Origin of the sequence: Rickettsia montanensis str. OSU 85-930 (assembly GCF_000284175.1) — a bacterium.
GTDB classification, from domain to species: domain Bacteria; phylum Pseudomonadota; class Alphaproteobacteria; order Rickettsiales; family Rickettsiaceae; genus Rickettsia; species Rickettsia rickettsii.
Genome location: NC_017043.1, coordinates 824,778 through 851,325, shown reverse-complemented (window position 1 = coordinate 851,325; position 26,548 = coordinate 824,778). Strand labels below are relative to the sequence as shown.

Here is a 26,548-nt window from a genome sequence, read left to right as displayed (position 1 = left end):
CGAATTGAAATTAACTCACAAGAATATAAAATTTTTGATATAAATGATGATTTAGTAATTTATACTAAAGATTTAAATGAAGAGATTGCCTGTAGTTTCTTTTCCGTAAAATTAAATAAAATAGCATTAGCTAGAAATATTAATGCACAACAGTTAGAGCAATTAATTACTGACTTTAATCAGAATGAATTGATAGAACAAGATTTAATAAAAGTACGAATAATTGGAGGTAATGATTCGCCTGAATCATCTAAATACTTGGAAGATATTCGTACTACTTTAAATGGTATTGATAATAATACTAATATGATTATAGGTTTAGATGCATGTAAAAATATACATCCCAATTCTTTTGAATTAGATGGCTATCACAGGGGAGTTAGAGCTTTAGATTAATTGTAGAATATTAAATTGATACTATTAGAAGAGAAAATAGCTAAGATGTGGGGCGTCACTAATAGCAATATTTATCTTTATGGTCCATTTAGTGAAGAAATAAAGATAGGTACGATGTATTTATACGTGAAATAGGCACAAGCCAAGCCTAACATAGTACCGATAACGATTATACGGAATTTTGCAGGACTAAAAATTAAAATAACTATTCCCAGAATAATTACTATTTTTATTATATCATCTGTCGTATAAGAGCTAGAATTTATAGCATAAACATTTAGATTTATACCTAGAAATATTATTATACATAATGAGTTCTTAAACATTTTATACCTCTATAGGCCCAGTAGTTAATCCATTTATAAATTGTTTTAAATAAGGATTATCACTATTACGCATTTCATCTTTACTACCGTACCATTTAATTTTTCCTTGATAAATCATAGCTACTTCTTGAGCTATTTTTGCGGCACTAATCATATCATGAGTTATAGTAATCGTAGTTGCCCCTAACTCTTCTTGGATTTTTATAATTAATTCGTTGATAACATTTGCCATGATAGGATCAAGCCCTGTGGTCGGTTCATCAAGAAATAAAATCGACGGTGTACTACAAATAGCCCTAGCAAGGGCTACTCTTTTTTGCATTCCTCCCGATAATTCGGCAGGGTAAAGCTCGAGTATTCTAGGGGATAAACCAACGGAATTAAGCTTTGCACCGGCAAGGTCGTTTTTTTCTTTCTTAGATAATTTTTTAGTCTCGAAAGTAATATTATCACGTATATTTAAGGAGTCAAATAATGCTCCGCCTTGGAATAAAAAACCTATACCGTCCATAACCTCAAATTTTTGTTTACTTGAGATATCTTGGATTTCTACATTATCAATAAAAATTTTACCTTTATCAGGTTTAATCAATCCTACTATATTTTTAATTAGAACCGATTTGCCGCTACCGGAACCACCTAAAATAACTAATGAACTGCCCTTTTTTACATCCAAATCTATTCCGTCTAACACCTTATGATTAGCAAATGATTTATATAATGACCGAATTTTAATTTTAAATTCTTCTACACTCATGCATACTCCAAATAAACAAAAAAAAACTGTATACTCGTTTAATTTGAAAAATTGGTTTTGTTGTTTTACATTTTTTGATCTCACGTACGTTTATGTACGCTGCGGTCAAAAAATATAAAACACCTAGCTCTTTTCCAAATTAAACGAGTATACCTACACTTTAAAAAATAATTCGGTTATTAAATAATTACTGATTAAGATAAGGATAGAAGAATTCACTACTGCCGAGGTAGTTGCTCTTCCAACTCCCTTAGCCCCTTTACCTGAATAATAACCGCTATAGCAACTTATTATAGAAATAATAAACCCAAAAACTCCCGCTTTAACAAGACCGGAAATTACGTCAATCGGTTCTAAATACTGAAAAGTACTGGTTAAATAAGCTGCACTATTAAAATCAAGTTTATATACCCCTACCAAATAACCGCCCATAACACCAATTATATCCCCGATTAAAACAAGACAAGGCATTGTAATAATAGCTGTTATTACTCTTGGAAAAACTAAATATTTAATAGGATCGGTAGATAAAGTATATAAAGCATCTACCTGCTCCGTTACTCTCATTGTGGCTATTTCGGCGGCGATTGATGCCCCAACTCTTCCCGCTACCATTAGTCCAGCTAAGACAGGTCCAAGCTCTCTAGTCAGCGACAATACTACTACCGTTGCAATAGAGCTTTCAGCTGAGAAACGGGAAAAACCGGTATAGCTCTGTAATGCAAGTACCGCCCCTGAGAAAAAAGTCGTCATCGCAACAACCGGAAGCGAGTAAAACCCGATAAATAATAATTGTCTGATGATTAAACTCAAATATAAAGGCGGTCTTATGATACTGCTAACGGCAGCAAAGCTAAATAGAGAAAAACTACCTACACTTTGTGCAAACTTTATAGTACGTTTACCGACCGAATTAGCTATATTTAATAACATTTGTATTTTTTCTACTTAATTTAAGTACGCTATGTCATTTCTGCGAAAGCAGGAATCCAGTAACCTCTCCAGTCTTTTTTAATTTTTTTCTGGATACTGTGGTCAAGCCACGGTATGACACAGATATCTACCCGATATACTTTCTTTTATATCTACTACCAAGGTTAGTTAATACCTCATACCCGATAGTACCTATAATACTCGCTATTTTATCGGGCGTGCAATAATTTCCGATAATTTCCGCTTCCTGCCCTAGAAAAATCTCGGACGGTGGTAGATCGGTAACATCGATATTTATTAAATCCATCGATACTCGCCCTACTATAGGAACGCTGCGACTGTTAATCAATACTTCGCCTTGATTGCTAAAATTACGACTAAACCCATCGGCATAACCAAGCGGTAACGTTGCAATGACACTATCACGCTTAGTTGTAAAAGTCATATTATAACCGATATGGCTATCTAGTGTCAAATTCTGTAAGTGAATTATAGGAGCTTTTAAGGTTACGGGATTCTTTGTTAAGGGATTAAGACCGTATAAGGCTGCCCCCGGTCTTGCTAAATCAAAATGGTAATCCTGTCCTAAAAATATGCCACCGGAATTAGCAAGGCTTGCTTTGACGTTTGGGAAATATTGTAAATAAGCTTTAAATCTGTTTAATTGTTCTAGATTATAAGGATTATCTATTTCCTCGGATATAGCTAGATGGCTTATAATATATTGTAAATCTAGCCCTTTTAACAAATCACGATCATTAATTAGCTGCTCTATCTCATCAGAGCCTAAGCCAAGACGATTAATCCCCGTATTGAAATGTAAATAACAAGGCAATAATCGGTTTTTCAAATTACTAAATTTTTGCCAAATTTCTATTTGTTTTAAGTTATTTAGGACAGGTGTTAAATTATATTCTATCAGCTCTAAAGCATCATGTTCAAAAACGCCATTAAGAACTAAAATATTAAAATCTAATCCTAAAGCGTTGCGTAAATTCACTCCTTCTTCACTTGAGGCCACAAAAAAATGCCTACAATTTTCTTCTATTAAAGCTTTAGAAATTTGTACTGCTCCAAGACCGTAACCGTTAGCTTTAACGGCAGCACCGACTAATGAGGTTTTGCAAATATCTTGTAATAAAAGGTAATTATTTTTTATTGTAGATAGATTTATTTCTACAGTACACAAGCTCATAGTATATTTATTAACTCTTTTACGGTGATAGGCAATACGGGTATTATATGAAATTTTGTAGATAAGTCACTTGTTTCTATAGTATCCGTGATAAAAATATTGTCTATTAGACCTCTTGCATAACTTGCTTCTAAAGGTAATTTGTACGTCAATCCAGTACTCGCATCCTCACGTACTAAAGTGTACGCTGCGGTGCTGCGTTCCGTGTTTCCTACAAATTCCTCTTTATTAGCTTCGTTCTCCAAGAGGTTTATTATCGCATTTTTAGAACCGGCAGAAAGCACTGCATGAGTTATAAAAGCACTAACCGATAAAACCGAATGTTCTTTTAAAAATCTCGCTGCTTTTACGATTGTTTCTCCACTATCTATAATATCATCAATTAATATGCAATTTTTGCCCTCTACACTACCTGTTATTGATATCATCTCGCAATTACTATTTATATCCCTTTCTTTGTTTATATAAGCTGAATCTATATTTAGTAAATTACTAATTTTTTAACTCGATTGATACTTCCTTTATCAGGTGCAACTATAACGAAATTGCTATAAGTTCTTAAAAAACAGGTTCAAGATTAGAAACAGGAATATTAAAAAATTTCTCTATTTTATCGGAGTGTAAATCAATAGTAATTACATGGTTTACTCCGAGCTTCTCTAAAAAATCTGCTATTAACTTAGCAGGAATTATATTTTGAGAATTTATATTATCTTGCCTTGCATAACCAAAATAAGGCATTACTAAAATTACTCGATTTGCTCCCGCTTTTTTTGCTGCATCTACTAGCAAAAAAAGCTCAATTAAGTGATCATTAACGGGTTTTGATGTGGATTGTACTATGATTATATCTTCATTATGAAACGATTTTTAAATTTCTACTTTTATTTCGGAATCATTGAAATAGGTAATTTTCGGCTCAATATATTTAATATTTAATGCTGTAGCTAAACGCGTTGCGAGTAACTTATTACTACTGCCTACTAAGATTTTCATGTGAGTGATTTATGTTGTTTAACGCTATTAGCGAGCGGGCTTTGTTGCGTGGATATCTAATCGTCATTGCGAGCAGTCGTAGACTGCGTGGCAATCTCATGCAATAATAACAAGCTCCTGAGATTGCTTCGTCAATTGCTATGCAATTTCCTCACAATGACGACGAGGTGTCTACGCAACAATACCTCCCCACAATGACGATTTAAGATGACAGTGAAATAAGCTTAAGAACGACTTTCTAATTTTTGTATTAGTGCCTCAAAGCCTTGATTTTTTAAAGTATCGGTAAACTCGTCTTGTTGAGCTCCAATAAGACTTACACCTTCCGTAATTATATCAGAAACTTTAAAAACGTCTTTTCCGTTTCCTTTCATTTCACGTACAAGATATTCTACTTTAATAGGGTCTTGCTCTTTATTACTAATGATATTCATAACAACCATAAAATCGGTCGAGCTTAAAGGACGAACTCCTACTATTTTAGGCTGTTCGCCTTTATAATCTTTTATTAAATCAGTATAAGATTTAGTAACATATTTAGAGTAAACTTTGATGAATTCCTGAACCTGCACACCTGATAAAGTTTTTATCCCATTTCTGCCTAATGTATATTTAGCCATCCAATCAAAATCTAGGTTCTGAGACATTAACTCACGTGTTTTAGCAATTTTTACTCGCTCAGATAACTTACTATCGTTTAATATACTAGAAGCTTCATTTACTAAATTAGTAACGTAACTGTTCAAACCGGCAGGCACTTTTTCATTAGAATAAGCGGAAAACGTCATAACTAATAAAAATAAACCTGTAATAATTTTTTGCATATAATCCTCTTTAATTTTATTAATTCTTGGGTTTAGGACATTTAAAATTTTCAGGATATTGAACCGATGCTTCACGAGCACGATGTAATGCTGATCTAATAGCCACATAAGGATCGGTAGAATTCTTCATCACATAATCACTAAACGGTAATACAACATATCGATTGTTTATTTTACTAACTGCTAGTACTCCTAAGTCAAAATCATTATGAGTGTAGTACATTAATGGATTAAGAGCATAATTAGTAATTACCGAATCCGTCATATCTCTTGCGTTAGTACTACCGATTATCGGCAATACTAAATAAGGACCTGGGGCAACTCCATAATGTGCGAGGGTACTGCCAAAAGTTTGACGATCAGACGGCAAACCTACTTTACCTGCCACGTCAAATAAACCGCCTATGCCAAGCGTCGTGTTAATGAGAAACCGCCAAACGCTTTTCATAGTTTTATCGTAATTTAACTGAAGCCCGTAATTTACCGCCGTAAGCGGTGTATCGACATTACTGACAAAACTATTAACGCGTGCTTTTACGTAATCATTCGTGATGTTCTTATAACCTATCGCTAAAGGACGCAATATTATATAATCTAACACAGAATTAAATACAAACACTTTACGGTTAAATTTTTCGTATGGATCATAAACTTCTAAGCAACCATTTTCATTTCTTCCACCATTATAGTTATATATGTCATTATCAACATATTCAAGATCAGCTCTTATCGATAATGAACATAAAATAATGGATAATATAATTAATATTCTCATTGATTTATGCTGTTTTCTTACAAACAATAATACTATATTTATTGTTTTCCGCTAGTATTATTTCTTCCGAAGTTAATATAGTAAAATTATTTTTTTGTAAAAAATTATTTATTTCATTCAAGTTAAAAATAAATTCTTTGCGTTTTACTGAAAATTGTGTCTTCGTCGCATTCGGTAAACAAAGGGCAAAATACCCTTGTTTATTAAGAGATGAGTATATCAAATTAAAATATTCTATTAAATTGTTAGTAAACGATAATCCGCAAAAACTAAAAATAATATCAAATTTATTAGAGTTTTGTTTTAAAAATTCATCGATAGCAATATCATATATTTGATCGTAAATTTTAGTGTTCGGGTAATATGTTTCTTGTAACTCATTCATTAAAGCAGAAACTTCTACACCGGTTAAAGTAAAACTTTCCGGAAAACGTTTTTGTATTTCATAACCTATAAGCCCTATATTACTTCCAAGTTCCAAAATAGAGTAATTATCCGGTAAATCAGATATCTGCTTAAGTGCTGCATTAACAAACCTATACGGAAGATGGATATTTTTATCGTTATTAAAAATAGTAGGATAATATTGTGCAGTTAAATCACGATATTTTCCACAAATTTCTTGAGGTATTTCAGTAATATCCTTATAATTTTTCAAAAAATTTATAAATATAGGTTTATATTTTTCATTAGATTTTTCTAAATATTCTATAGCTTGCCTGTAATTATTTTTTAAAAAATAAACCCATCCGAGTTGATAATATACTTTAGAATCATTAGGATTAAAAAATTTATCGACTAGTTTAAACCTAAGTAATGCATCATTTAAATTACCTCTATATAAATGATCGAGTCCAAGTTGATAATTAGTTTCGGCTAAATGAGAGAATTTATATTTACAATTACTTACATAATTTTTAAATTCTAAAATTTTATTCTTAATAAAATTCGGTATATTTATTATAGTTAAGCAATAATGTTTGATTTTGTCTTTTATTTTACCGAGCATAGTTTAATTACTAAATTAATATTACTTACTATAATAAAGCATATCTTGATAAATTTTTAAATAAAATAATAATTCTACTTGTAAATTAATGGAATTGAAGCTAGGATATACATGTTATATGTACATCAGTAGGTAGCTTATGAACTCAATTAGCGGCACTTCATTTAGAAAAAACTTAAGCTCTGTACTAAATACCGTAGAAAACGATCATGTCCCTTATCTTATTAAAAGAAAGAATCATAAGAATATTATTCTTTTAACCGAAGAAGAATATGAATCTACAAAAGAAACATTATATTTATTATCTAATCCAGCTAATGCGAATCGAATAAAAAAATCTATTGAACAAGCAAAAAGAGGAGAGTTTGCTAAAGTTAATTTAGATGATTGAGATTGAGTGGACACTAGAAGCAGCGGAGGATTTAGCGTATTGGAAAAAATACGATATTAAAAAATATGAATGTATTAAACTTCTAATAAAAAATATCCAAGAAGCACCATTTACAGGTATAGGTAAGCCCGAACCTTTAAAACATATGTTATCAGGTTTATGGTCACGTAGAATTAACCACGAACATAGACTAATATATTCTGTCAATACTAAACAAATTATAATATATAATTGTAGATTTCATTATAAAAATTAATATTTATTTCTTGAAATTACCGATTTTACTATAGCTTTCATTTAATACGGACTCAAATTATGTCAATTATTTCTACGAGGCTAAGTTCTATAAAACCGTCGCCGACCCTTGCAGTCGTTAAAAAAACTCTTGAACTTAAAAAAGCGGGAGTTGATATTATCACACTCGGTGCCGGTGAGCCTGATTTTGATACACCTGACAATATTAAGGAAGCAGCGATTAAAGCTATTAAAGACGGCTTTACTAAATATACTAACGTTGAGGGTATGCCTCTTTTAAAGCAAGCAATAAAAGACAAATTCAAACGTGAAAATAATATAGATTACGAACTTGATGAAATAATAGTAAGCACCGGCGGTAAGCAAGTTATATATAATTTGTTTATGGCATCTTTAGACCAAGGGGATGAGGTGATTATTCCAGCACCCTATTGGGTTTCATATCCTGATATGGTTACACTTAGCACAGGAACACCTGTTTTTGTAAATTGTGGAATTGAAAATAACTTTAAATTAAGTGCAGAAGCTTTAGAACATTCAATTACGGATAAAACTAAGTGGCTTATTATTAACTCACCTAGTAATCCAACAGGTGCAAGCTATAATTTTGAAGAACTAGAAAACATTGCTAAAGTTTTAAGAAAATATTCACATGTAAACGTAATGTCCGATGATATTTACGAGCATATTACTTTTGATGATTTTAAATTTTATACATTAGCCCAAATAGCACCTGATTTAAAAAAGAGAATATTTACCGTAAACGGAGTATCTAAAGCTTATTCTATGACGGGTTGGCGTATAGGCTACGGTACAGGCTCTAAAGCCTTGATTAAAGCAATGACTATTATTCAGTCGCAAAGTACTTCAAACCCTTGTTCAATAAGTCAAATGGCTGCTATTGAAGCATTAAACGGTCCTCAAGATTATATAAAGCCTAATGCTTTAAATTGTCAAAAAAAGCGTGATCTTGCTTTATCAATTTTGAAAAGAGTAAAATATTTTGAGTGCTATAAGCCGGAAGGGGCGTTTTACTTATTTGTTAAATGCGATAAAATATTTGGGCATAAAACTAAATCAGGAAAAATTATTGCAAATAGTAATGATTTTGCCGAATATTTACTTGAAGAAGCAAAAGTTGCCGTAGTACCCGGTATCGCTTTCGGCTTAGAGGAATATTTTAGAATCTCTTATGCTACTTCTATGGAAGAGCTAGAAGAAGCTTGTATTAGAATTGAGAGAACAGTCGATGCCATTCCTGCTTAAGGCTTTGCATAGATACCAAATCGTCATTGCGAGCAGCCATAGGCTGCGTGACAATCTCGTCAAATATCCTGAGATTGCTTCGTCACTTACTTCGTAATTTCCTCGCAATAACGGAAAAGTTAAAAAGCCACCTAAACCAACAAAAAAATAATGCGGAAAGTTTTTAAAAAATTTTTAAAAAATAATAAATACGTACTTAGTATAATTACTATTTTACTATATTGGTATTTGCGTTTTGTTTACTTTACTTCAAAGCAGAAATTTATATTTTACAATAACGACAATAAGGAAAAATTCCTAAACGAACAAGGGGTAATCTTTGCATTTTGGCATAATATGCTTGCCTTAAGTCCGGCTATGTTTATAGGACATAGAAATATCTATGCTTTAATATCACCGCATTTAGACGGAAAAATTTTAAACGATCTAGTAGGAAAATTCGGTTGCAGAGTGATAGTAGGTTCTACTAATAAAAATCCAATTGGAGCTTTACGTAATATTATAGGTAAGTTATCTCAAGGTGCAAATATAATAGTCACGCCGGACGGTCCTAAAGGACCGGTATATAAAGTAAATAGCGGCATTACCGAAATTGCCTATAGATATAACACAAAACTTATTCCTATAGTCAGCTCCACTTCTAGATGTTTCAGATTAAAAAGTTGGGATAAATTAATAATACCCCTACCGTTTGGTACCATTAAAATCATAGTTGGCTCGCCTTTAGAACTCACAAATGATAAAATACAAAACCATATAAGCCTTGAAAAACAATTAGCAAGCTTAATAGAAAGTTTAAAGAAATGATGTTATTATATTATGCTTTAAGCTTTATATTATTACCTGTTTATTTTATCATAATGCTTATACGTTTATTAATAGGTAAAGAAGATATAAGACGCATCCAAGAGCGTTTTGCTATTGGCAAACACAGACAAGACGATTCATTAGACTTCGTGCAAACGTCCGCTAATAAAGAGGAATTTAAAGGAGACACTTCACTGCTAACCACAGCGTACACACTAGTACGTGAGAAATTACCTTTAGAAGCAAGTTATGCACGAAGACTGATATGGATTCATGCAGCAAGCATTGGCGAGTCTATGGCAGCTTTAACATTAATACATAATATAAGTAAACGCTACCCTGACGTTCGTTTTCTAGTAACTTCTTGGACTAACAGCTCCGCTAAAATATTAATTGCCAAATTACCTAAAATAGCAGTTCACCAATTTTTACCGATAGATAATATTATTTTTATTCGAAAATTTTTAAGAAATTGGCAACCTGATTTAGGCATTTTTATAGAATCGGAATTATGGCCGTGTACTATTAATGAGGGAGCAAAGCAGTGTAAATTACTACTAGCTAATGCTCGTATTTCCGATAAATCGTTTAAAGCTTGGCTAAAAAGAAAAAGCTTTTTTCAGCTTATTCTCAAAAATTTCAGTAAAATTATCGTGCAAAGCGAGCGTGACTTACAAAAATTCAATGAACTTGGCGTATCAGATGCAGTGAATTTAGGCAATATTAAATTTGCCAACGAAAAACTTCCGATCAATCAAGAAGAGTTATCAAAATTAAGCTTACATTTAGACAATAGGCGGGTCGTGCTATTTGCCAGCACTCACCCCGAAGATGAAGAGGTGATTTTGCCTATAATCAAAAACCTAAAAGAGCAGTTTTTAGACTGCTATATTATCTTAATTCCAAGACATCCTGAGCGAGTTAAATCAATTATCGATAATTGTAAGTCACATAATTTATCCGCTACCGCTAAGTCGCAAAATGATTTACCTGTTTTAAGCGATGATCTTTATATAGTTGATAGGTTCGGCGAAATGGGACTATTTTTTTCTGTAGCGACAATTTCTTTTATCGGCGGTTCTTTTAAACAAGGTGGACATAATATTTTAGAAGCGGCATATTTCTCTAATTGTATTATATTCGGTCCCGATATGAGCAAAAACACCGATATCGCTAAAGGCGTACTGCAAAATGAAGCAGCTATCCAAATCAAAAACGGTGAAGATTTACTAACCAAACTAACATATCTACTCAGGTCTAATAATTCTCTAGAACTTAAAGCTTACCGCGGAAATGCTTTAAAATTTGTTAAGGACAACCAAAAAGTCCTAGATGAATATTTAAAAGTAATTACAAAGTTTCTTTGATAGAATTTAACTAAAAACTCTTATTCTCCTAAAAGCTCTATAGTAAATTGAGGATCTACGTGACTGATTTCTATACTTCCGTTATTTTCTAGTATTTTCTTATTCAAATACCTACAATACCCACTACTTATAGGCAAAGAACATAATTCACCTTTATAAACGGTTAAGGCCGGATACCATTGGTTATGAAAAATTATAGGTGGGTTTGGCAACGATAAATTATTTAATTTTCCGTCTCTACCGTAATGTATCTTTAAAAAAGCAGGATCTGCTTTAGGCATGTTTGCCCCATTAGAATATTTTAAAATTAGCGAAATATCAAAAGTTTCTCCCGTATCTTCTGTAGTATCAGGAATAATCATGCTTCTAAATTCTTTAATCTTAACTATACGTTTGTTATTTAATCTTAATGTTAAGGAAGCTTCAATTGTCTCTTCCAACGCAATACCGCACTTATAACCGTTTTCGGTTTTAAATTCTTTTTGAACAACTTTACGCTTAGTATGTTCAGAAAATATAAATTTTTCCTTACCGTTGCTGTTAAAATCACTTCCTGGAGCGACGACTTCTATTGTACCGGTTGTCACTTTATAAGCGTTTGAAAGGGTTTTAGCTCCAATCTCTGCACTATCTACCAGTTTTTTTCCGTATATTTTAGCCTTTTCTCTTTTAGAGGTAGGAGTATTAGTGGGAGTTTGCTCTAAAGGATCTACAGGATTAGTTGTCATCGACTGAGTGGGAGTACTCGTATTACCTCGAGACGAAGAATGCTTTGTTATATAAGTTATTTTACTTTCGGCATCAGTACTGAGTACTGCTATTTGTCCACTTCCTATCTTATAGGCGTTTTCTATAATTTTACTTCCTGTGACGGTAACTTTTACTGTCCCTTCTACTGCTTTATAACATGCATAACCGGCACATACTATAATAACTCCAAGCAGTTCGGCATCATTATCACTATAATTAGCTTGTCTCCTACGATGCTCTTCAGCAGCATAAATTTGTGCAGCATATTCCTCTTTTGTCCTTGACATAAAATGCTCTTCATTTAAACTAATAATAATAATTAATGTAAGATTTTCTATTATTAAGTCAATATAAATCTTTTATTATAAAGTAAAAAACCGAAAATTATTTATTAATAGCTAGTTGATTGTAGTTAGAAAGATATTATAAATACGAGTTTAGAATAAGCACCTATCCTAAATGCGCCTTTGTTTGCTTTGAAAAGGTGTGAGTGAGCATTCACGAGTTTTTTACTGTCACCTAGTTCAATTGACCACGGGAAGGTATTGTTATGTGGATAGAAAAACGCATTCGGTGTCATACCGTGGTTTGACCACGGTATTCATAAAAATAACTAGTATTAGTTGTTTTTATATTTTTACTGAATCCCGCGATCAAGTCGCGGGATGACAGGATGGAATTGTGTCTGCACAACAACGCATGCTCGCAATGACAATTTGGTATCCACGCGGGAATAACATTGAAGCTATGAAACAAGCTCATTAACCTTGTGTAATAGCAGCTACTTCATCAGCAAAGTTTTTTTCTTCGTGTTCTATACCTTCACCAAGTTCGTATCTAATAAATTTGGCGATTTTAATTTCTGCACCGAGTTCTTTTTCAGCATTTTTAATTACTTCTGCAACGGTAAGTTTAGGCTCAAATAAGAAATTTTGCTGAAGCAATACAACTTCCGAGAAGAATTTACGTATTCTACCTTCTACCATTTTTTCTATAATATTATCAGGCTTTCCTTCTTCTTTAGATTTCTCAAAAAATACTTTTCTCTCACGCTCTACGAGCGCTTGATCCAAGCTTGAATCATCTATACTTTGTGGGTTATTTCCTGCTACATGAACAGCAATTTGTTTAGCTAAAGCTTCTAGTTTTGCTTTATCTTTTGCGTTAGACGCAAGACCTACTAATACGGAAATTTTTCCTAAATTCGGTACAACTTCATTATGCACGTACGAACCGATTGCTCCTTCAGATACCTCTAATATATCCATACGACGTAATGTTAAATTTTCACCTATTGTAGCGATATTTTCTATAATTTCTTCTTCAACTGATTTACCGCTTTGCATTTTAAATGTTTTTAGCGTGTCTATAGTTTTTGCAATTACTGCAAGATTTGCAATATCCTTAACTAAATCCTGAAACTGCTCATTTCTAGCAACAAAATCCGTTTCGGAATTTACTTCAATTACCACTCCGGTAAACCCATCAACTTTTGCAGCCGTTAAACCTTTAGAAGCAATGCGTCCGGCTTTCTTTGCAGCAGCAGCTAAACCTTTCTTACGAAGAAAATCAATAGCTTCTTCAAAATTACCGCTGGTTTCTATTAATGCTTTTTTGCAGTCCATCATACCTGCACCGGTTTTTTCCCTTAATTCTTTAACCGCTGCAGCACTTATATTTATTTCACTCATACCTTACTTTCTCCTTAATTATTATATTTGGCTTGGGTTGTGGCTCGAAGAACGACCTCGGTGTCACCCCATGGCTTGCTCCTGGAGTCCATAAAAACAATTTAAAATACTAATATTATTAGCATTTTAAGCTAGATCCCGCGATCAAGTCGCGGGATGACAATGGAAAAGCCGATCCATGCAACAACACTTATGCATTATCAGAATTTTTATTTTCATCGGCATCATTTAATGCTTGCTCAAATTCTGTATTTGTCTCTTCATCAATATTTTTCGTTTTAGAGAATTTTTTAGCTTGTTTTAATTTAGAAACATTTTTAGAAGTTAACGCCTTATCTGTATGCTCTTGCATAGCACCCATATCAACCCCTGAAACTTTCATTGATTCTTCAAGTCCTTGTAATGCTGCATTTGCAAATAAACTACAATAAAGTTTTATTGATCTTATAGAATCATCATTACCCGGAATCGGATAATCTACATTATCAGGATTAGAATTAGTATCAACTACTGCAACTATAGGAACATTAAGCTTTACCGCTTCATTAATTGCGATATGTTCTTTATTAGTGTCAATAACTACTAGAAGATCAGGTTTAGAATTAAGATTTCTAATACCGGCAAAAGATAGAAGTAATTTATCTTTCTTACGGCTCATATCGAGTATCTCTTTCTTAGTATAACCCATAAGTGCTTCTTCGTTTTCTAAGGTTTTGTCTAACTTATTTAGCTTTTCTATTGAACCCGCAATAGTTTTCCAGTTAGTTAGCATACCACCAAGCCACCTATGATTTACGTAATACTGCCCGCATTTTTCGGCATATTCCGCTATAATATCGCTTGCCTGTATTTTAGTACTTACAAATAATATTTTACCGTCTTTTTTTACGGTTTCATATATTGCATTCAAAGCAACGCCCATTAAAGCGACACTTTGTCTTAAATCGATTATATGAACATCATCACGTTCACCATATATATAAGATGCCATTTTAGGATTCCAACGTGAGGTCTTGTGACCGAAATGCACGCCCGCATCTAATAATTCTTTAATGTTAACAGATGGTATTTTTGACATTTTTAAATTCTCCTAATTGTTAGTTTATACCTCCGTAAGATGTCCATTCTAATGAACTAACATATATCTTACGTGTGAATTTTTTGCTTAAGTTTTGGATAATCGTCATTGCGAGCAGCCGTAGGCTGCGTGGCAATCTCATCAAATATCCTGAGATTGCTTCGTCAATTATTACATAATTTCCTCGCAATGACGACTTACAAGCCTATAAATTATATACGCACATTGCGTAATTTACAAGCTTTCATTCTTTTCGCCAAATAGTAGTACCATCAGGTTGATCTTCTAGAATTATTTTTTCCTCTAATAACTGGTTACGAATTTGATCGGCTAATAACCAATTTTTTTGTTTTTTTGCTTCCAAACGCTTATTTACAAGCTCATTTACATAGAGTTCATCCACACCACTATTAAACCACTCATATGGAGTCTTATTCATTAAACCAATAAAATTAGCACAAGTAATAATAGCAGAGGCATTAAGCTGCCTTTCTTCTTCAGTTTTAGAAATAAAAACACCTTTAGCGTAGTCATTAATTATTTTAACGGCAAGCGGCGTATTCATATCATCAAGTAAGCTTTGCATGAAATCATGAGGTAAATCTATTTTCTGCACATTAATATTTTCTATAGCTCTATACCAATAATCTAAAGTTTTCTTAGCATCTTCTATAGCTTTATCATTATAATCAAGAGGACGCCTATAGTGACTACTTAATAAAAATAACCTTACTACTTCTCCTTGAATTTGTTTATCCATTAAATCCCTTACGGTAATAAAATTACCAAGAGATTTACTCATTTTCTCACCGTTAACCGTTAGAAACCCATTATGTACCCAATATTTAGCATAGGTAGAACTTGGAAAAGCACATCTACTTTGAGCAATCTCATTGGTATGATGCGGAAAGATTAAATCTGCTCCGCCGCCGTGAATATCAAAATTCTCACCTAAATATTTGTAGCTCATGGCTGAACATTCAATATGCCACCCAGGACGACCAAGTCCCCAGGGGCTTTCAAAATTCATATTTGCCGATTCATTTTGCTTTGCCGGTTTCCATAATACAAAATCTTGTGGATTTTTTTTGGTTTTACTATTTTCTATATGTACTCCCTCAAACATTTCTTCTAAATTTCGGTTAGATAATTCCGTATAATTTGGAGCTGATAAAACATCAAAATAAACATGATTATCAGCAATATATGCGTGATCTTTTGCTATTAAGCGTTCTATTATTGCGATCATTACATCAATATGCTTTGTAGCTTTCGGCTCAATACTAGGTAGCATACAACCTAAATATGCCATATTTTTATGAAACTCTTTCGTAACTTTATCAGTCAACTCATCAATAGTAACACCAAGTAGTTCAGCTCTATCGATAATTTTATCGTCAACATCCGTAATGTTACGTACATATTTTACTGCCTTCTCACCGAATATTTTTATAACTATACGATAAAGTAAATCATATACTACTCCCGACCTACTATTGCCTATATGAGGATTATCATAAACAGTCGGTCCACATACATACATTTTTACGTTAGCTTGATCTTGAGGATTAAAAACCTCTTGAGTACGGCTAAGAGTGTTATATAAGTGAAATTGAATTTGCATATTTTATTTACCACAAACCGAAGTACATTTCTTTCACTCCTTTTGAAAAAAGTTTAAAATTCGGAGTATACATTAGCATGTGACATATTAAACACATTTTGGCTAAAAAAATCATTGGTTAACAAAAATTAGTAATTAATATCTTACATAAGTTAACAAATATTATATAATTCGCCTCGTTTATATTTAAAAAATAATAACTAATCGAGGTTTGAATGAATTTACAAAATTCCTACTCAAAAAAATATGTTTTAACTTTTTTCATGTCAACATGTTTGTTGACTAGTAGCTTTTTAAGTACAAGTGCTAGAGCGGCAAGCTTTAAAGATTTAGTTAGTAAAAACCCGGCATGGGAAAAGCACAATGAAATACAGCAACAAAATATTTGGAAAGATTTGACTCCAAATGAAAAAATCAAAAAATGGCAAGCAGCAGATTTAGTTCCTAGTTTTACTCAAGCACAGGATGATCTAGGAATAAAGTATAAGGAAACAGATTTATCAAGTTTTTTAGATAATACTAGACATAAAGCAAGACAAGCAAGAGCTGAAATTTTATTATACATCGAAAGAATAAAACAACAGGATTTTGATACAAAAAAACAAGAATATATTAATCAAGGTGTAGTTCCTACAGATATAGAAGCAGCAACAAATCTTGGAATAAGTTATGACCCTAGCAAAATAGACAATAATGTAGAAAACGATCAAAAGGTACGTCGTGCAGAAAAAGACAAAAAAGCGGTAATCGGGCTATATATCAGCTCAATAAACAGAGCTATTAAATACAAACATTATGTTGATAATGATATTATCCCTGCAATGAAAGAAGTAAGGACTGCTCTTAACATGAATAAAGATGATGCAGAATCTTTTGTTGCTTCAATAAGAACTGAAATTATGGAAAACGCAAAGAGACAATATATAGCCGATAGCCATATTCCTACAGAACAAGAGTTTAAAAATAGGTTTGGTATATCTCGTGATGATAATAGAGACGGCTATATCAAGTCAATAAGACTTAAAGTTATGGACAAAGAAAAGCCACAATATATAGCTGGTAATAGTATTCCTACAGAAAAAGAGCTAGAGCAGAAATTTGGTGCTGATAAAGGTGAGGCAACAAACTATATCGCATCAATAGCAACTCAGATGATGCTTGGTAAAAAATCGTACTATATAGATAATAATATTATCCCTAACGCTGACGAGTTAATGAATGAATTTAAGATAGGGAAAATAAAAGCAAATTCTTATATAGACCAAATAAGAGCCGGAATGAAAGCAAACCAGTTTCTAAACAACAATGATACTACTAAACCGTCTGCCGGACACTCTCAAAAAAAGAGCGGAAGCAAAAACGACAATTGGTATATGTCAAATCAAGGTACAAATAATACAGGAACATCTTCAGGGGTTTCCACGGGTAGAAAAAAGAAACAACCATATTTTTTTGATCCTATAAGTACTTTTAAAACTCATTTTAATAATAAAGAAAGTAAGGGTAATTTAACGCAGTCTCAACGCAATATAAATAGAATAATACAACAAGAAGAAAATATTGAAGAATTTAAAAATCTTATTAAAACAGATCCTATAGCAGCATTAAATCTTGAAGTAGGTAGTAGTTATAAACAAGAAGCAGTAACGACTATCTTAAGTGATTTTAATGATGATACTATTCAAAGGGTATTATTTAGCAATGATAAGGAACAATTAGATTTCAATACCAATATTGACGTTAAAAATAGACCTATTTTAAAAGAATTATTAGAAAATAGTTCTTCTGAAGAAAAAACTAAATTTGCTGAAAGAATTCAAGACTATGCAACACGAAATATATTTAATAGTCAATTTGAAGAAAAGGCACGATTAGATCTTATCAAACTAGCAGCAAGTAAAGATAAGAGTTCAGTAGAAAACTTTTTAGCTCTGCAATTAGAGTTAAAAAACAGAATGCAACCTTATATTGTAAAAAGCGTCTATATTTTAACACCAGAAATAGTAAAAGAAATAAATATAGAACTAAAAAATAAAGGGCTAATAATAGATAGTTTAACTAAAGACGATATGATTAAACTAGCCAAAGCAGTAAATAAACAAACATTAAATTCAGTAATTAAAGTAATATTATCTGATAGTAACATGCTCAGCAATGAAACCAATAAAATTTTAGGGTTAGCAGCAGGTAATAATGCAAATAATTTAGAACAAACACAAAGCGGCATTCCGAATCCACCACCTCTACCGCTAAACGGGGGTATTCCAAATCCGCCTCCTCTACCGCTAAATGGAAGCATGCCACCCCCACCACCTCCCTTAAATTCTCAAGGCTTTAGTAGCAACTCTAACAATTTTGATTTAAATAAGTTACAAGCAGAATATCCTCACATACATTCATTATATATTCAGTTTACTCGCAATACTGTTCAACCAAAAGTACCATCTCAACCTACAACTTCTAGTGCAACCAGCACAGACAGAAGCACGCCAGAGACAGCTTATGCCAAACTATATACAGAATATAGAACTGAGACAGGAGGTAAAAAAGCTGATGATTTACAAGATCAGCTTATAAAAAGACAAGCTGATCTGACAAATGTTATACGTCAAATATTAACAGAATCATACGCCAACCAAGGAGCTGATGAGAAAACTCTTGTAAATTTATTTAGCATTTCAACCCCTGAAATCGCAGAAAAAGCTAAAGAAGCTTTTAACACCCTTGTTCAAGACCCGTATATACAAGATATAACCGTAAATGGTAAGAAAACAATAACGAGCGAAGAGATAATTAAAAATCTTTTCAATGAAGACAATGATGATGCAGTAAAACGTATTTTATTATCGTCATGTAAAATATCTGAAGAATTAAAGAAACCTATTAAACTTGAATTCAATAAATCAGAATTGATTAGAGAGTTACAGAGCAAACAAAATCCATTTGAACAATTAGAATTTGCCTATACTAATGCAAAAAACTTCGATCAAGATATATTTGGCAATAGAGTCAAAGAGTTAATTAACAACCCTAATATATTAACTATAGGACAACAAGCTACTTTTTTAATAACAGAAGATACAAACTTAAGAAAAACAATTAATTCTGATCAAGCACAGGCTAAACTTGATGATTTAAGAACAGCTATTTTAAGCACAATAAAATTTGAAGAATTAATTACAGCAAATTTACCTCAACATGAGTTTATTGCTATAGTAAAGGAAAAAAAACCCGAATTATTAAAAGAGTTTTTAAAAGCTACTACTATCAAACTAACAGGTAATAATAATTTAGATCAATTAAGATTAGCTTTGCCTTCATTTACAGACATGAGCAATGAACAAGTAAGAATTCTTGCTAGTAAATTAAATATGCCTATAATATTAAAAGCTCTTAAAGAGCACTCGCAAGAAAAAGCTAAAAAACACATCCATACCGGAAGCATGCCACCACCGCCGCCGCCACTGCCTGATTCACAAGATTTGGAATTAGCTTATCTAACAAGTTTAGGGATTACTAAATTCAATGCAAATACATCTACTTTTAAAACAACTCCAAAAATTTATAACTTTAGCTCCGATATAGCTGTAAGATATAAAGAATTTACTTTATCAGGACAAAAATCAGCAGGACATAAAGCAAAATACTCTGATGCCAATTTATTTAAAAAAGCTATAGTGGAATCAGTAGCATTTGAGCATTCAAAAAATTTATCTAAAGCTCATCAAAATAATAAGTATTTTGCAAAAATCCAAGAAGCAGTCGACACTATGCACTCTAGCTTTATAGGTCCTAGAACTGAAATAGGACAAAAAATACATAATATTTATACTTCTAAACTTTTGGAATTAACAAAAGATAAAGAATTTATTAAATATGTTGAAGATGATATTATACTTAGCAAAAAATTAACGGAAGCGTTTACTTCCGCTGACTCTGATTTTATAGGTCCTAGAACTGAAATAGGACAAAAAATACATAATATTTATACACAGCAATTGACAAAATATCCAGAAGAAGCGGTAAAAGAGGCATTTAATACTGCTAACTCTGATTTTATAGGTCCTAGAACTGAAATAGGGCAAGAAGTACATAATATTTATAAATCTCAACTTTTAGAGTTAGCAAAAGATAAAGAATTGTTTCTATTTGTTGAACAATTACTAGTAGAGTCTACTGAACTAGAACAAAAATATGGTAGTGATATTCAATCAGAAAATAGTAACAATGAAAAGAAAATAGGACGTTTAGATCCGAAAAAACTACGATTATTCCAACAAAAAAACGAAGCTACAAATGACGAATCCTCAACAAAGGATGATACACAATCTGAAAATAGCAATAAAAAGTCAGAGCAATCTGAAGAAAACGAAGCTACAAATGACGAATCCTTAACAAAGGATGATACACAACCTGAAGATAGCAATAAAAAGTCAGAGCAATCTGATTCAAAAACCGCTTTATCACCGAGATTATTGAGTTCTAACGATAGCAAAAATGATAAATCATCAGATGACAAAAAATCACTTCTAGCATTAAGATCTAGTGATGAAGACGATAAAGGATATGAAACTAATGAAGAAGAATTAGAAGAAAGCAATAGCACCACTGACGAAAAATTAACTGACGAAGAATTAAAAAAAGATATAGTTTTAGAAAGCGAAGATGAAGCTATCGATGTGTCATTCAAAACTGAAGCAATTACAGAACAAAATGAGGCGACACAGAGACAACAGGTATCTGATGACACTAGTAGGAAAGTAGCAATATTAGTTAAGGCGACTTCAACTCTTCACAAACCTGTTCACTATAATATTTTAAGTGATAGATTAAAGGTTGCTGCAATAGGGGCTGGTGATGAAGAAGCTAGTATAAACAGAGGGGTATGGATTAGCGGCTTATACGACATCAACAAACAAGGAACTTGGAAGAATATTCCAAAATATCAAAGTCGTACAACCGGCATAACTATCGGGACTGATGCTGAATTCATCAATAGTCATGATGTTATAGGAATAGCTTATAGCCGTTTGGAATCCCAAATTAAATATAATAAAAAACTAGGGAAAACAGCAGTTAACGGTCATCTTTTAAGCATTTACGGTCTAAAAGAACTAATTAAAGGTTTCTCATTGCAGGCTATAACATCTTACGGTCATAATTATATTAAGAATAGATCTAAAAGTATTAATAATATAATTGGAAAATATCAAAACAATAATTTAAGTTTTCAAACTTTATTAAATTATAAATATCGTACAAAATACGATTTACATTTTATTCCTAATATCGGTTTTAAATATGATTATTCAAGAGCTAGCAACTATAAAGAGTATAATGTAGATATAGAAAATCTCTTGATTCAAAAGAAATCAAATCAATTATTTGAAAGTAGCCTTGGCAGTAAAATAGTGTTTAAGCCTATAGTGACCACAAACAATATAGTATTAACACCAAGTTTGTATGGTAATATTGAGCATCACTTCAATAATAAAAATACAAAAGTTAATGCAAAAGCGACTTTTAAAGGACAAACATTACACGAAAAAATTATTATACCAAAACAACCTAAGCTTGGATATAATATTGGTAGTAATATACTTATGAGTAGAAAAAATATAAATGTTCTACTTGAGTATAATTATTATACGCATAGAAAGTATCAAAGCCATCAAGGGCTTATTAAACTAAAAGTCAATTTGTAAATCACCAATAGAAAATTTAAATAAGGATAAGCTTTTCCTAAGAGCTTATCCTTTCTTAATGAATAAGCTTATTAACCAAACTCCTGCATAGAATACTGGAGTACTAAATATAGTAAAAAATAGTTTAAATGAATAGCTATTAAGTACAAGATGACCTAATTGGTCAAAAGGAAAAATATTAAATAAGCTCATAATCCCAATTACAATAAAAGTATCGATAAATAAAGAAATTGCCGTACTAAAATTATTTCTTATCCATAAATATTTACCTTTAGTAATTTTACGTATCCATAAATAGATATTAATATCAACAAGTTGAGCTATATAACAGGCAAAAGTTGATGCTAAAAAAGATATATGGTATGAACCAAAGACTTTATGAAAAGTGATGTTGTCAACATTAGACCAATTAGTAGCTTCCAATTTATCCATGAGACTTATTATTAAAACTACTATTATATTAAAAATAATAGCAAGCTTTACACAAAAATTGGCTCTTTCTTTACTGTAAAACTCAGCTATTAAATCCGTTAATAAAAAAGTTAACGGGTAAAAAATTGCTCCTATAGATAATTCAAGAATATAAAAATTAAAAATATTAAGGTAAACAAATTTTTGATATATTAAGTTTCCTACTATAATAAGGACTGTAAAAAACGTACATAAAATGATATAAATTTTTTCTTTTATATTAAATTCTATAGACATTTCTAAAATTATTTTAGGTGCAAAAATATTGCTGTACTCTAATAATATATATTGGGAGTTCTGAAAACTATACTAAATTCTCTGATGTCATGCCATTGACCCATAGGTGTTGTTACATGACTCCTGTTATGTCATCCCCGCAAAAGCAGGAATCCAGTACTTTTATCTGTCACCCCGTAGTCAAGCCACGGGGTGACACAGTGGATTTTACCGATCCACGCTACAATACCAACAAAGGTAGACAATGACAAGTATGAGAGATATTACTAAGATAAAGCTGTAACTATTTAGCTATAGGTAAACTATTTTCTGCTTGATTTTCTTCAATTTCATTAATCTTAGAAACTAAATCAGATTTCTTTTTTGAGGAAAGGTTAGCAAGTACTATTGCATTTATTAAAAATAATGTTGTAAGCATTATAGTGCTTTTAGTAAGAAAATTACCGACTGTTTTAGCACTGACTACTCCCATATTATTACCGCCGCTTATACTACTAATTCCATCCGATCCGCTACGCTGCATCAGAATAACTATAATTAGCAATATTGCAATAGTAATATGTACAAAAAGAAGAATGTCTATCATATAATAAAATAATCGTTACCGTATTTTAAATGTAAATCATACATTAGTTTTATATTATTTGCAACTTAGCTTTATAAAATAAACATAATACTATAATAGTATCTAACAAAAATTAGACTAGAACCAGCATATGAGTTTTTCAAGAAAGGTTAAAAACTCACAAAGCTTAGGATGTGTGGTGGTGCTACTAGGGGAAATCGAACCCCCGACCTCTTCATTACCAATGAAGTGCTCTACCCCTGAGCTATAGTAGCAAGATTATTTCAAACCTTTTTTGCCACATATTTGTCATTAAATCAAGAAAAATTTTGGAAATTCGTTTACTATTTACAAAAAAGCTCTTATTCTAGCTCTTCATTCGCTCCACTTATATGTACCCCATCATAAGATGCTACTGTAGTTTCATTAGCATGCACCCCAAATTCTTTCTGTAAATAATCACTTAAAATCTTTAGTGTTTTTTCTTTGGTTTGGCATGCTAATATCATTTTATTATCTTGTACTAACTTGTGTAATTTGGGTATCTCTTCTGCAGTAACAAGCCTCATTTCCAAACAACCGTTTTCTTCTTGTTGTAGAAGGTCAGCCGTTACACTCGTAGTAACCTCTATGACATGTACCGCATAAGTCTAGATCTATCCTTGAAATTGCTTCGTCACTAGTTACTTCTTTAAAAGTTCTGGAATAATTGATGTTATCCTCAGAGATACTGGCAAAGACTAATCCCTTTTCAGTCATTTTATGTTCACAAGCATCGCCATAGTAATAACTCTTAGGTTTAAAGACTACAATTTTGTTATTAAATTCAACTAGGTTTGCAGGTTTTGTAATTTTTTTCATATTTTATCTAAACTTCTATTTTTGTAAAAAGATAAGGCAATCAATGCAAAAATACAGCTTAATATGACATAATAAACTGCTGAGGTTACATGCCCTGTTTTGTGTACTAAATATTTAAAGACAAAAGGCGTAGTACCACCAAAAATACTTGTAGCAGTGTTATATGCAATAGAGAGAGCAGTGTTACGTATATTTGTAGGATACAATTCTGCTTGTAATGCCGGTTCAGGGCCGATATAGCTAGCAGCAAGTATAGCAAGTATCAATTGAGAGATAATTACACTTGTGAAGGCCCCATTCTCAAAATTATTAAGTAAAAACGGCATTGTTACAATAATTATTATCAGATTAATTACAAAAATTTTCCTGCGACCTATAATATCGGATAGATAACCACTTAATAAAGTTACGGCTATCATAATCACGTAACACACGCTAGCAAGGCTATTTACCTCATTTTCAGTAAAGTTGCGGCTGATTTTTAAAAACGATACCAAGTAAATTGTAGTTAGATAGAATATTATCGAACCGGGAGCATTGATAAAAATCGAGATTAATATATCAAACCAATAATTGGTAATGACTTTTTTTAACGGTGATTGTAAAATCTTTTGCTGCTCTCTTAGATTTTTAAAATTCGGTGTTTCGTGTGTATTTTTTTTAATATAAAATGCTGCAAAAAGAATAAAAAAACCAAGTAAAAAAGGTATTCTCCAGCCAAAACTATCAAATTGTGAAGCTGTGAGGATATTCTTAACGATATAAGAAACAAAAGAACCAAGCAATAAACCGGAGCATATACTAGACATTGAAATACTACCGGTGAAGCCTTGGTGTTTATGGCTAGTATGCTCAATAATAAAGGAAATAGAGCCGGTCAAAGCTCCTCCCATTGATAATCCTTGTAGAATTCGTATACAAATCATTAATGTAGTCGCAGTTATACCGATAGTATGGTAAGTTGGTAATATTCCTATTAATACGGTTGGGGCAGACATGCAAAATAACGCACTAGTTAAGGCTACTTTGCGTCCAAATCTATCACCAATAACACCAAAAAATATGCCGCCCAACGGTCTTGCCAAATAACCTATAGCAAATACTAAAAAAACTTGCAGTAAAGAAGTATTAACATCATCATTTGGAAAAAATTTGGCTCCTATTATGGGTGCAAAATAACCGAATAATACATAATCATACCATTCAAAAGTGTTAGCGATACTGCTTGAAAATACTAGTTTACTGCGATTCATGTTTTCTATTCATAGCTTTTTTTTCGGAATATATTATAAATAAGGTGGTAGGAATTATTATTACTGCTCCATGAAGTGTGCTTTTATCGGGCAATTCGTTAAATATGAAATATGCCGCTATTGCCGAAATCACCAGTTCTAAATATCTATAAGGAGTGGTAGCGGTTGCATCTACCATGGAAAAAGCTTTAAGCAGGAAGAATAATATTAAGCTTCCGCTACTACCGAGTACAAACAATAAAGCTAATTCAAAACTACTAGGAGTTAGCCAATACTGCAATGCTACAGGTAACGACACTATAGCAGTTACTATTGCCGAATAAAATAGCATGCTAATCATCGATTCTTTTATTACGAATTTTTTATTAATAATATCAAGCATAGCAAATGAAATAGCCGCTAATACAAAATACAAAATTTCTGGGTTAAAATCCTCGACATGCGGTTTAAGCGTAACAACAAGTCCTATAAATCCTACTACGGTCACTACCCATCTTGGCCAAATAATATTTTCGTTCAGAAAAAATACGGCAAGTATTAAAGTAAATAAAGGAATAGAAAAACTTACGACTGTTGCAGTAGTAACGGGAGCTATGATAAGACCGTAAGTCCAAGAAGTCATACCGAAAAATAATAATAACCCTCTTAATATATGTACAAAAGGACGACTTGTTTTTAAAGTATTTTTACCATAATAAACAACAAAAGGTAGTAAAACTATGCTACTGAAAAAGAAGCGGAAAAAAGCTACTTCAAAGCTATGTAAACGAGTCCCAAGATATTTAGACATTACATCATTGGCACTACTACTTACTAAACTAAGTAAAAACCAACCTATACCGGTTAAATATGTTTTTAATGCATCATTCATTAATATGCTCCAATAATTTCTATAATTTTACTTAAATGTCTTGACTTTTAGCATAAAAGAATTCTATCTTTTATGATAATGGTATAAATATATAAACAAAAATTTTATATAATAATACGGTAATCAATTTTAAGCAAGTAAAGGT

Annotated in this window: 26 protein-coding genes, 1 tRNA gene and 1 pseudogene; 7 read left to right on the top strand and 21 right to left on the bottom strand. The window is 32.0% G+C overall.

The features are described from left to right. Positions 1 to 189: 189 nt before the first annotated feature. The gene (locus MCI_RS04690; protein WP_041404238.1) at positions 190 to 396 is read left to right on the top strand and encodes a hypothetical protein; all 207 of its coding nucleotides are present in this window, start codon (positions 190 to 192) and stop codon (positions 394 to 396) included. Between the two features lie 77 nt (positions 397 to 473). Here the strand turns inward: MCI_RS04690 and MCI_RS04685 are convergent, their stop codons facing one another. From MCI_RS04685 to MCI_RS04640, 10 genes and pseudogenes are all read right to left on the bottom strand, one after another. Continuing rightward, positions 474 to 722 (bottom strand): DUF5510 family protein, encoded by a 249-nt coding sequence (locus tag MCI_RS04685; protein WP_014409868.1) that lies wholly within the window; start codon positions 720 to 722, stop codon positions 474 to 476. A 1-nt stretch (position 723) separates the two neighbouring features. Beyond that, the gene (locus MCI_RS04680) at positions 724 to 1,479 is read right to left on the bottom strand and encodes an ABC transporter ATP-binding protein (RefSeq protein ID WP_014409867.1); all 756 of its coding nucleotides are present in this window, start codon (positions 1,477 to 1,479) and stop codon (positions 724 to 726) included. A 153-nt stretch (positions 1,480 to 1,632) separates the two neighbouring features. Next, a complete protein-coding gene (locus MCI_RS04675; RefSeq protein WP_014409866.1) occupies positions 1,633 to 2,412 on the bottom strand; it encodes an MlaE family ABC transporter permease in 780 nt (259 codons plus the stop codon). A gap of 127 nt (positions 2,413 to 2,539) precedes the next feature. After that, complete coding sequence (locus MCI_RS04670; protein ID WP_014409865.1) at positions 2,540 to 3,607, bottom strand: alanine racemase; 1,068 nt, start codon at positions 3,605 to 3,607, stop codon at positions 2,540 to 2,542. Positions 3,608 to 3,687: 80 nt separating this feature from the next. Continuing rightward, positions 3,688 to 4,035 (bottom strand): annotated as a pseudogene (locus MCI_RS09930) (palindromic element RPE1 domain-containing protein); the annotation flags it as partial. Between the two features lie 130 nt (positions 4,036 to 4,165). Beyond that, entirely contained in the window at positions 4,166 to 4,450 is a 285-nt protein-coding gene (gene prs, locus MCI_RS09925) for a ribose-phosphate diphosphokinase (protein WP_332248942.1), read from the bottom strand. 27 nt (positions 4,451 to 4,477) lie between these two features. Beyond that, positions 4,478 to 4,603: a hypothetical protein gene (locus tag MCI_RS10545; RefSeq protein WP_332248929.1), complete on the bottom strand. Its 126-nt coding sequence runs from the start codon at positions 4,601 to 4,603 to the stop codon at positions 4,478 to 4,480. A gap of 224 nt (positions 4,604 to 4,827) precedes the next feature. After that, positions 4,828 to 5,427 (bottom strand): phospholipid-binding protein MlaC, encoded by a 600-nt coding sequence (locus tag MCI_RS04650; protein ID WP_014409864.1) that lies wholly within the window; start codon positions 5,425 to 5,427, stop codon positions 4,828 to 4,830. 19 nt (positions 5,428 to 5,446) lie between these two features. Continuing rightward, complete coding sequence (locus MCI_RS04645; RefSeq protein WP_041404235.1) at positions 5,447 to 6,202, bottom strand: VacJ family lipoprotein; 756 nt, start codon at positions 6,200 to 6,202, stop codon at positions 5,447 to 5,449. Between the two features lie 4 nt (positions 6,203 to 6,206). Then, on the bottom strand, positions 6,207 to 7,211 hold the full coding sequence (locus MCI_RS04640) for a methyltransferase domain-containing protein (RefSeq protein ID WP_014409862.1): 1,005 nt from the start codon (positions 7,209 to 7,211) through the stop codon (positions 6,207 to 6,209). A 139-nt stretch (positions 7,212 to 7,350) separates the two neighbouring features. On the opposite strand from MCI_RS04640, the gene MCI_RS04635 reads away from it, so the two are divergent. The 5 genes from MCI_RS04635 (at position 7,351) to waaA (ending at position 11,297) form a co-directional block, all read left to right on the top strand. Continuing rightward, positions 7,351 to 7,602: a type II toxin-antitoxin system Phd/YefM family antitoxin gene (locus MCI_RS04635; RefSeq protein WP_014391803.1), complete on the top strand. Its 252-nt coding sequence runs from the start codon at positions 7,351 to 7,353 to the stop codon at positions 7,600 to 7,602. Beyond that, entirely contained in the window at positions 7,595 to 7,858 is a 264-nt protein-coding gene (locus tag MCI_RS04630; RefSeq protein ID WP_014409861.1) for a Txe/YoeB family addiction module toxin, read from the top strand. Before MCI_RS04635 ends, MCI_RS04630 begins: the two co-directional genes overlap by 8 nt. A 59-nt stretch (positions 7,859 to 7,917) precedes the next feature. Then, positions 7,918 to 9,123: a pyridoxal phosphate-dependent aminotransferase gene (locus MCI_RS04625; RefSeq protein WP_014409860.1), complete on the top strand. Its 1,206-nt coding sequence runs from the start codon at positions 7,918 to 7,920 to the stop codon at positions 9,121 to 9,123. A gap of 150 nt (positions 9,124 to 9,273) precedes the next feature. Beyond that, positions 9,274 to 9,930 (top strand): lysophospholipid acyltransferase family protein, encoded by a 657-nt coding sequence (locus MCI_RS04620; RefSeq protein WP_014409859.1) that lies wholly within the window; start codon positions 9,274 to 9,276, stop codon positions 9,928 to 9,930. Beyond that, on the top strand, positions 9,927 to 11,297 hold the full coding sequence (gene waaA / locus MCI_RS04615) for a lipid IV(A) 3-deoxy-D-manno-octulosonic acid transferase (RefSeq protein WP_014409858.1): 1,371 nt from the start codon (positions 9,927 to 9,929) through the stop codon (positions 11,295 to 11,297). The genes MCI_RS04620 and waaA overlap by 4 nt, the downstream gene beginning before the upstream one ends. A 20-nt stretch (positions 11,298 to 11,317) precedes the next feature. Here waaA and MCI_RS09920 read toward each other — a convergent pair whose 3' ends face one another. From MCI_RS09920 to cysS, 4 genes are all read right to left on the bottom strand, one after another. Then, a complete protein-coding gene (locus MCI_RS09920) occupies positions 11,318 to 12,334 on the bottom strand; it encodes a Sca4 family protein (RefSeq protein ID WP_014409857.1) in 1,017 nt (338 codons plus the stop codon). Positions 12,335 to 12,808: 474 nt separating this feature from the next. Then, positions 12,809 to 13,738, bottom strand: a complete 930-nt coding sequence (gene tsf, locus MCI_RS04600) for a translation elongation factor Ts (RefSeq protein ID WP_014409856.1) — start codon at positions 13,736 to 13,738, stop codon at positions 12,809 to 12,811. A gap of 190 nt (positions 13,739 to 13,928) precedes the next feature. After that, positions 13,929 to 14,816, bottom strand: coding sequence for a 30S ribosomal protein S2 (gene rpsB, locus MCI_RS04595; protein WP_014409855.1), 888 nt, complete (start codon positions 14,814 to 14,816; stop codon positions 13,929 to 13,931). Positions 14,817 to 15,060: 244 nt separating this feature from the next. Continuing rightward, complete coding sequence (gene cysS, locus MCI_RS04590) at positions 15,061 to 16,440, bottom strand: cysteine--tRNA ligase (RefSeq protein ID WP_014409854.1); 1,380 nt, start codon at positions 16,438 to 16,440, stop codon at positions 15,061 to 15,063. 215 nt (positions 16,441 to 16,655) lie between these two features. Here cysS and MCI_RS04585 point away from each other — a divergent pair, with 215 nt between their 5' ends. Further along, positions 16,656 to 22,145, top strand: coding sequence for an autotransporter domain-containing protein (locus MCI_RS04585; protein ID WP_014409853.1), 5,490 nt, complete (start codon positions 16,656 to 16,658; stop codon positions 22,143 to 22,145). Between the two features lie 45 nt (positions 22,146 to 22,190). Here the strand turns inward: MCI_RS04585 and MCI_RS04580 are convergent, their stop codons facing one another. The 7 genes from MCI_RS04580 to MCI_RS04555 form a co-directional block, all read right to left on the bottom strand. Then, positions 22,191 to 22,853: a queuosine precursor transporter gene (locus tag MCI_RS04580; protein WP_014409852.1), complete on the bottom strand. Its 663-nt coding sequence runs from the start codon at positions 22,851 to 22,853 to the stop codon at positions 22,191 to 22,193. A gap of 283 nt (positions 22,854 to 23,136) precedes the next feature. Continuing rightward, complete coding sequence (secG, locus tag MCI_RS04575; RefSeq protein ID WP_014409851.1) at positions 23,137 to 23,439, bottom strand: preprotein translocase subunit SecG; 303 nt, start codon at positions 23,437 to 23,439, stop codon at positions 23,137 to 23,139. A 179-nt stretch (positions 23,440 to 23,618) separates the two neighbouring features. Then, positions 23,619 to 23,693: transfer RNA gene (locus tag MCI_RS04570), tRNA-Thr, on the bottom strand. 87 nt (positions 23,694 to 23,780) lie between these two features. Continuing rightward, the gene (locus tag MCI_RS04565; protein WP_014409850.1) at positions 23,781 to 23,993 is read right to left on the bottom strand and encodes a hypothetical protein; all 213 of its coding nucleotides are present in this window, start codon (positions 23,991 to 23,993) and stop codon (positions 23,781 to 23,783) included. Positions 23,994 to 24,021: 28 nt separating this feature from the next. Beyond that, positions 24,022 to 24,279 (bottom strand): hypothetical protein, encoded by a 258-nt coding sequence (locus MCI_RS09060; RefSeq protein WP_014409849.1) that lies wholly within the window; start codon positions 24,277 to 24,279, stop codon positions 24,022 to 24,024. Beyond that, a complete protein-coding gene (locus MCI_RS04560; RefSeq protein ID WP_014409848.1) occupies positions 24,276 to 25,532 on the bottom strand; it encodes an MFS transporter in 1,257 nt (418 codons plus the stop codon). The genes MCI_RS09060 and MCI_RS04560 overlap by 4 nt, the downstream gene beginning before the upstream one ends. Next, positions 25,519 to 26,403: a DMT family transporter gene (locus tag MCI_RS04555; protein WP_014409847.1), complete on the bottom strand. Its 885-nt coding sequence runs from the start codon at positions 26,401 to 26,403 to the stop codon at positions 25,519 to 25,521. The genes MCI_RS04560 and MCI_RS04555 overlap by 14 nt, the downstream gene beginning before the upstream one ends. Between the last annotated feature and the right edge of the window lie 145 nt (positions 26,404 to 26,548).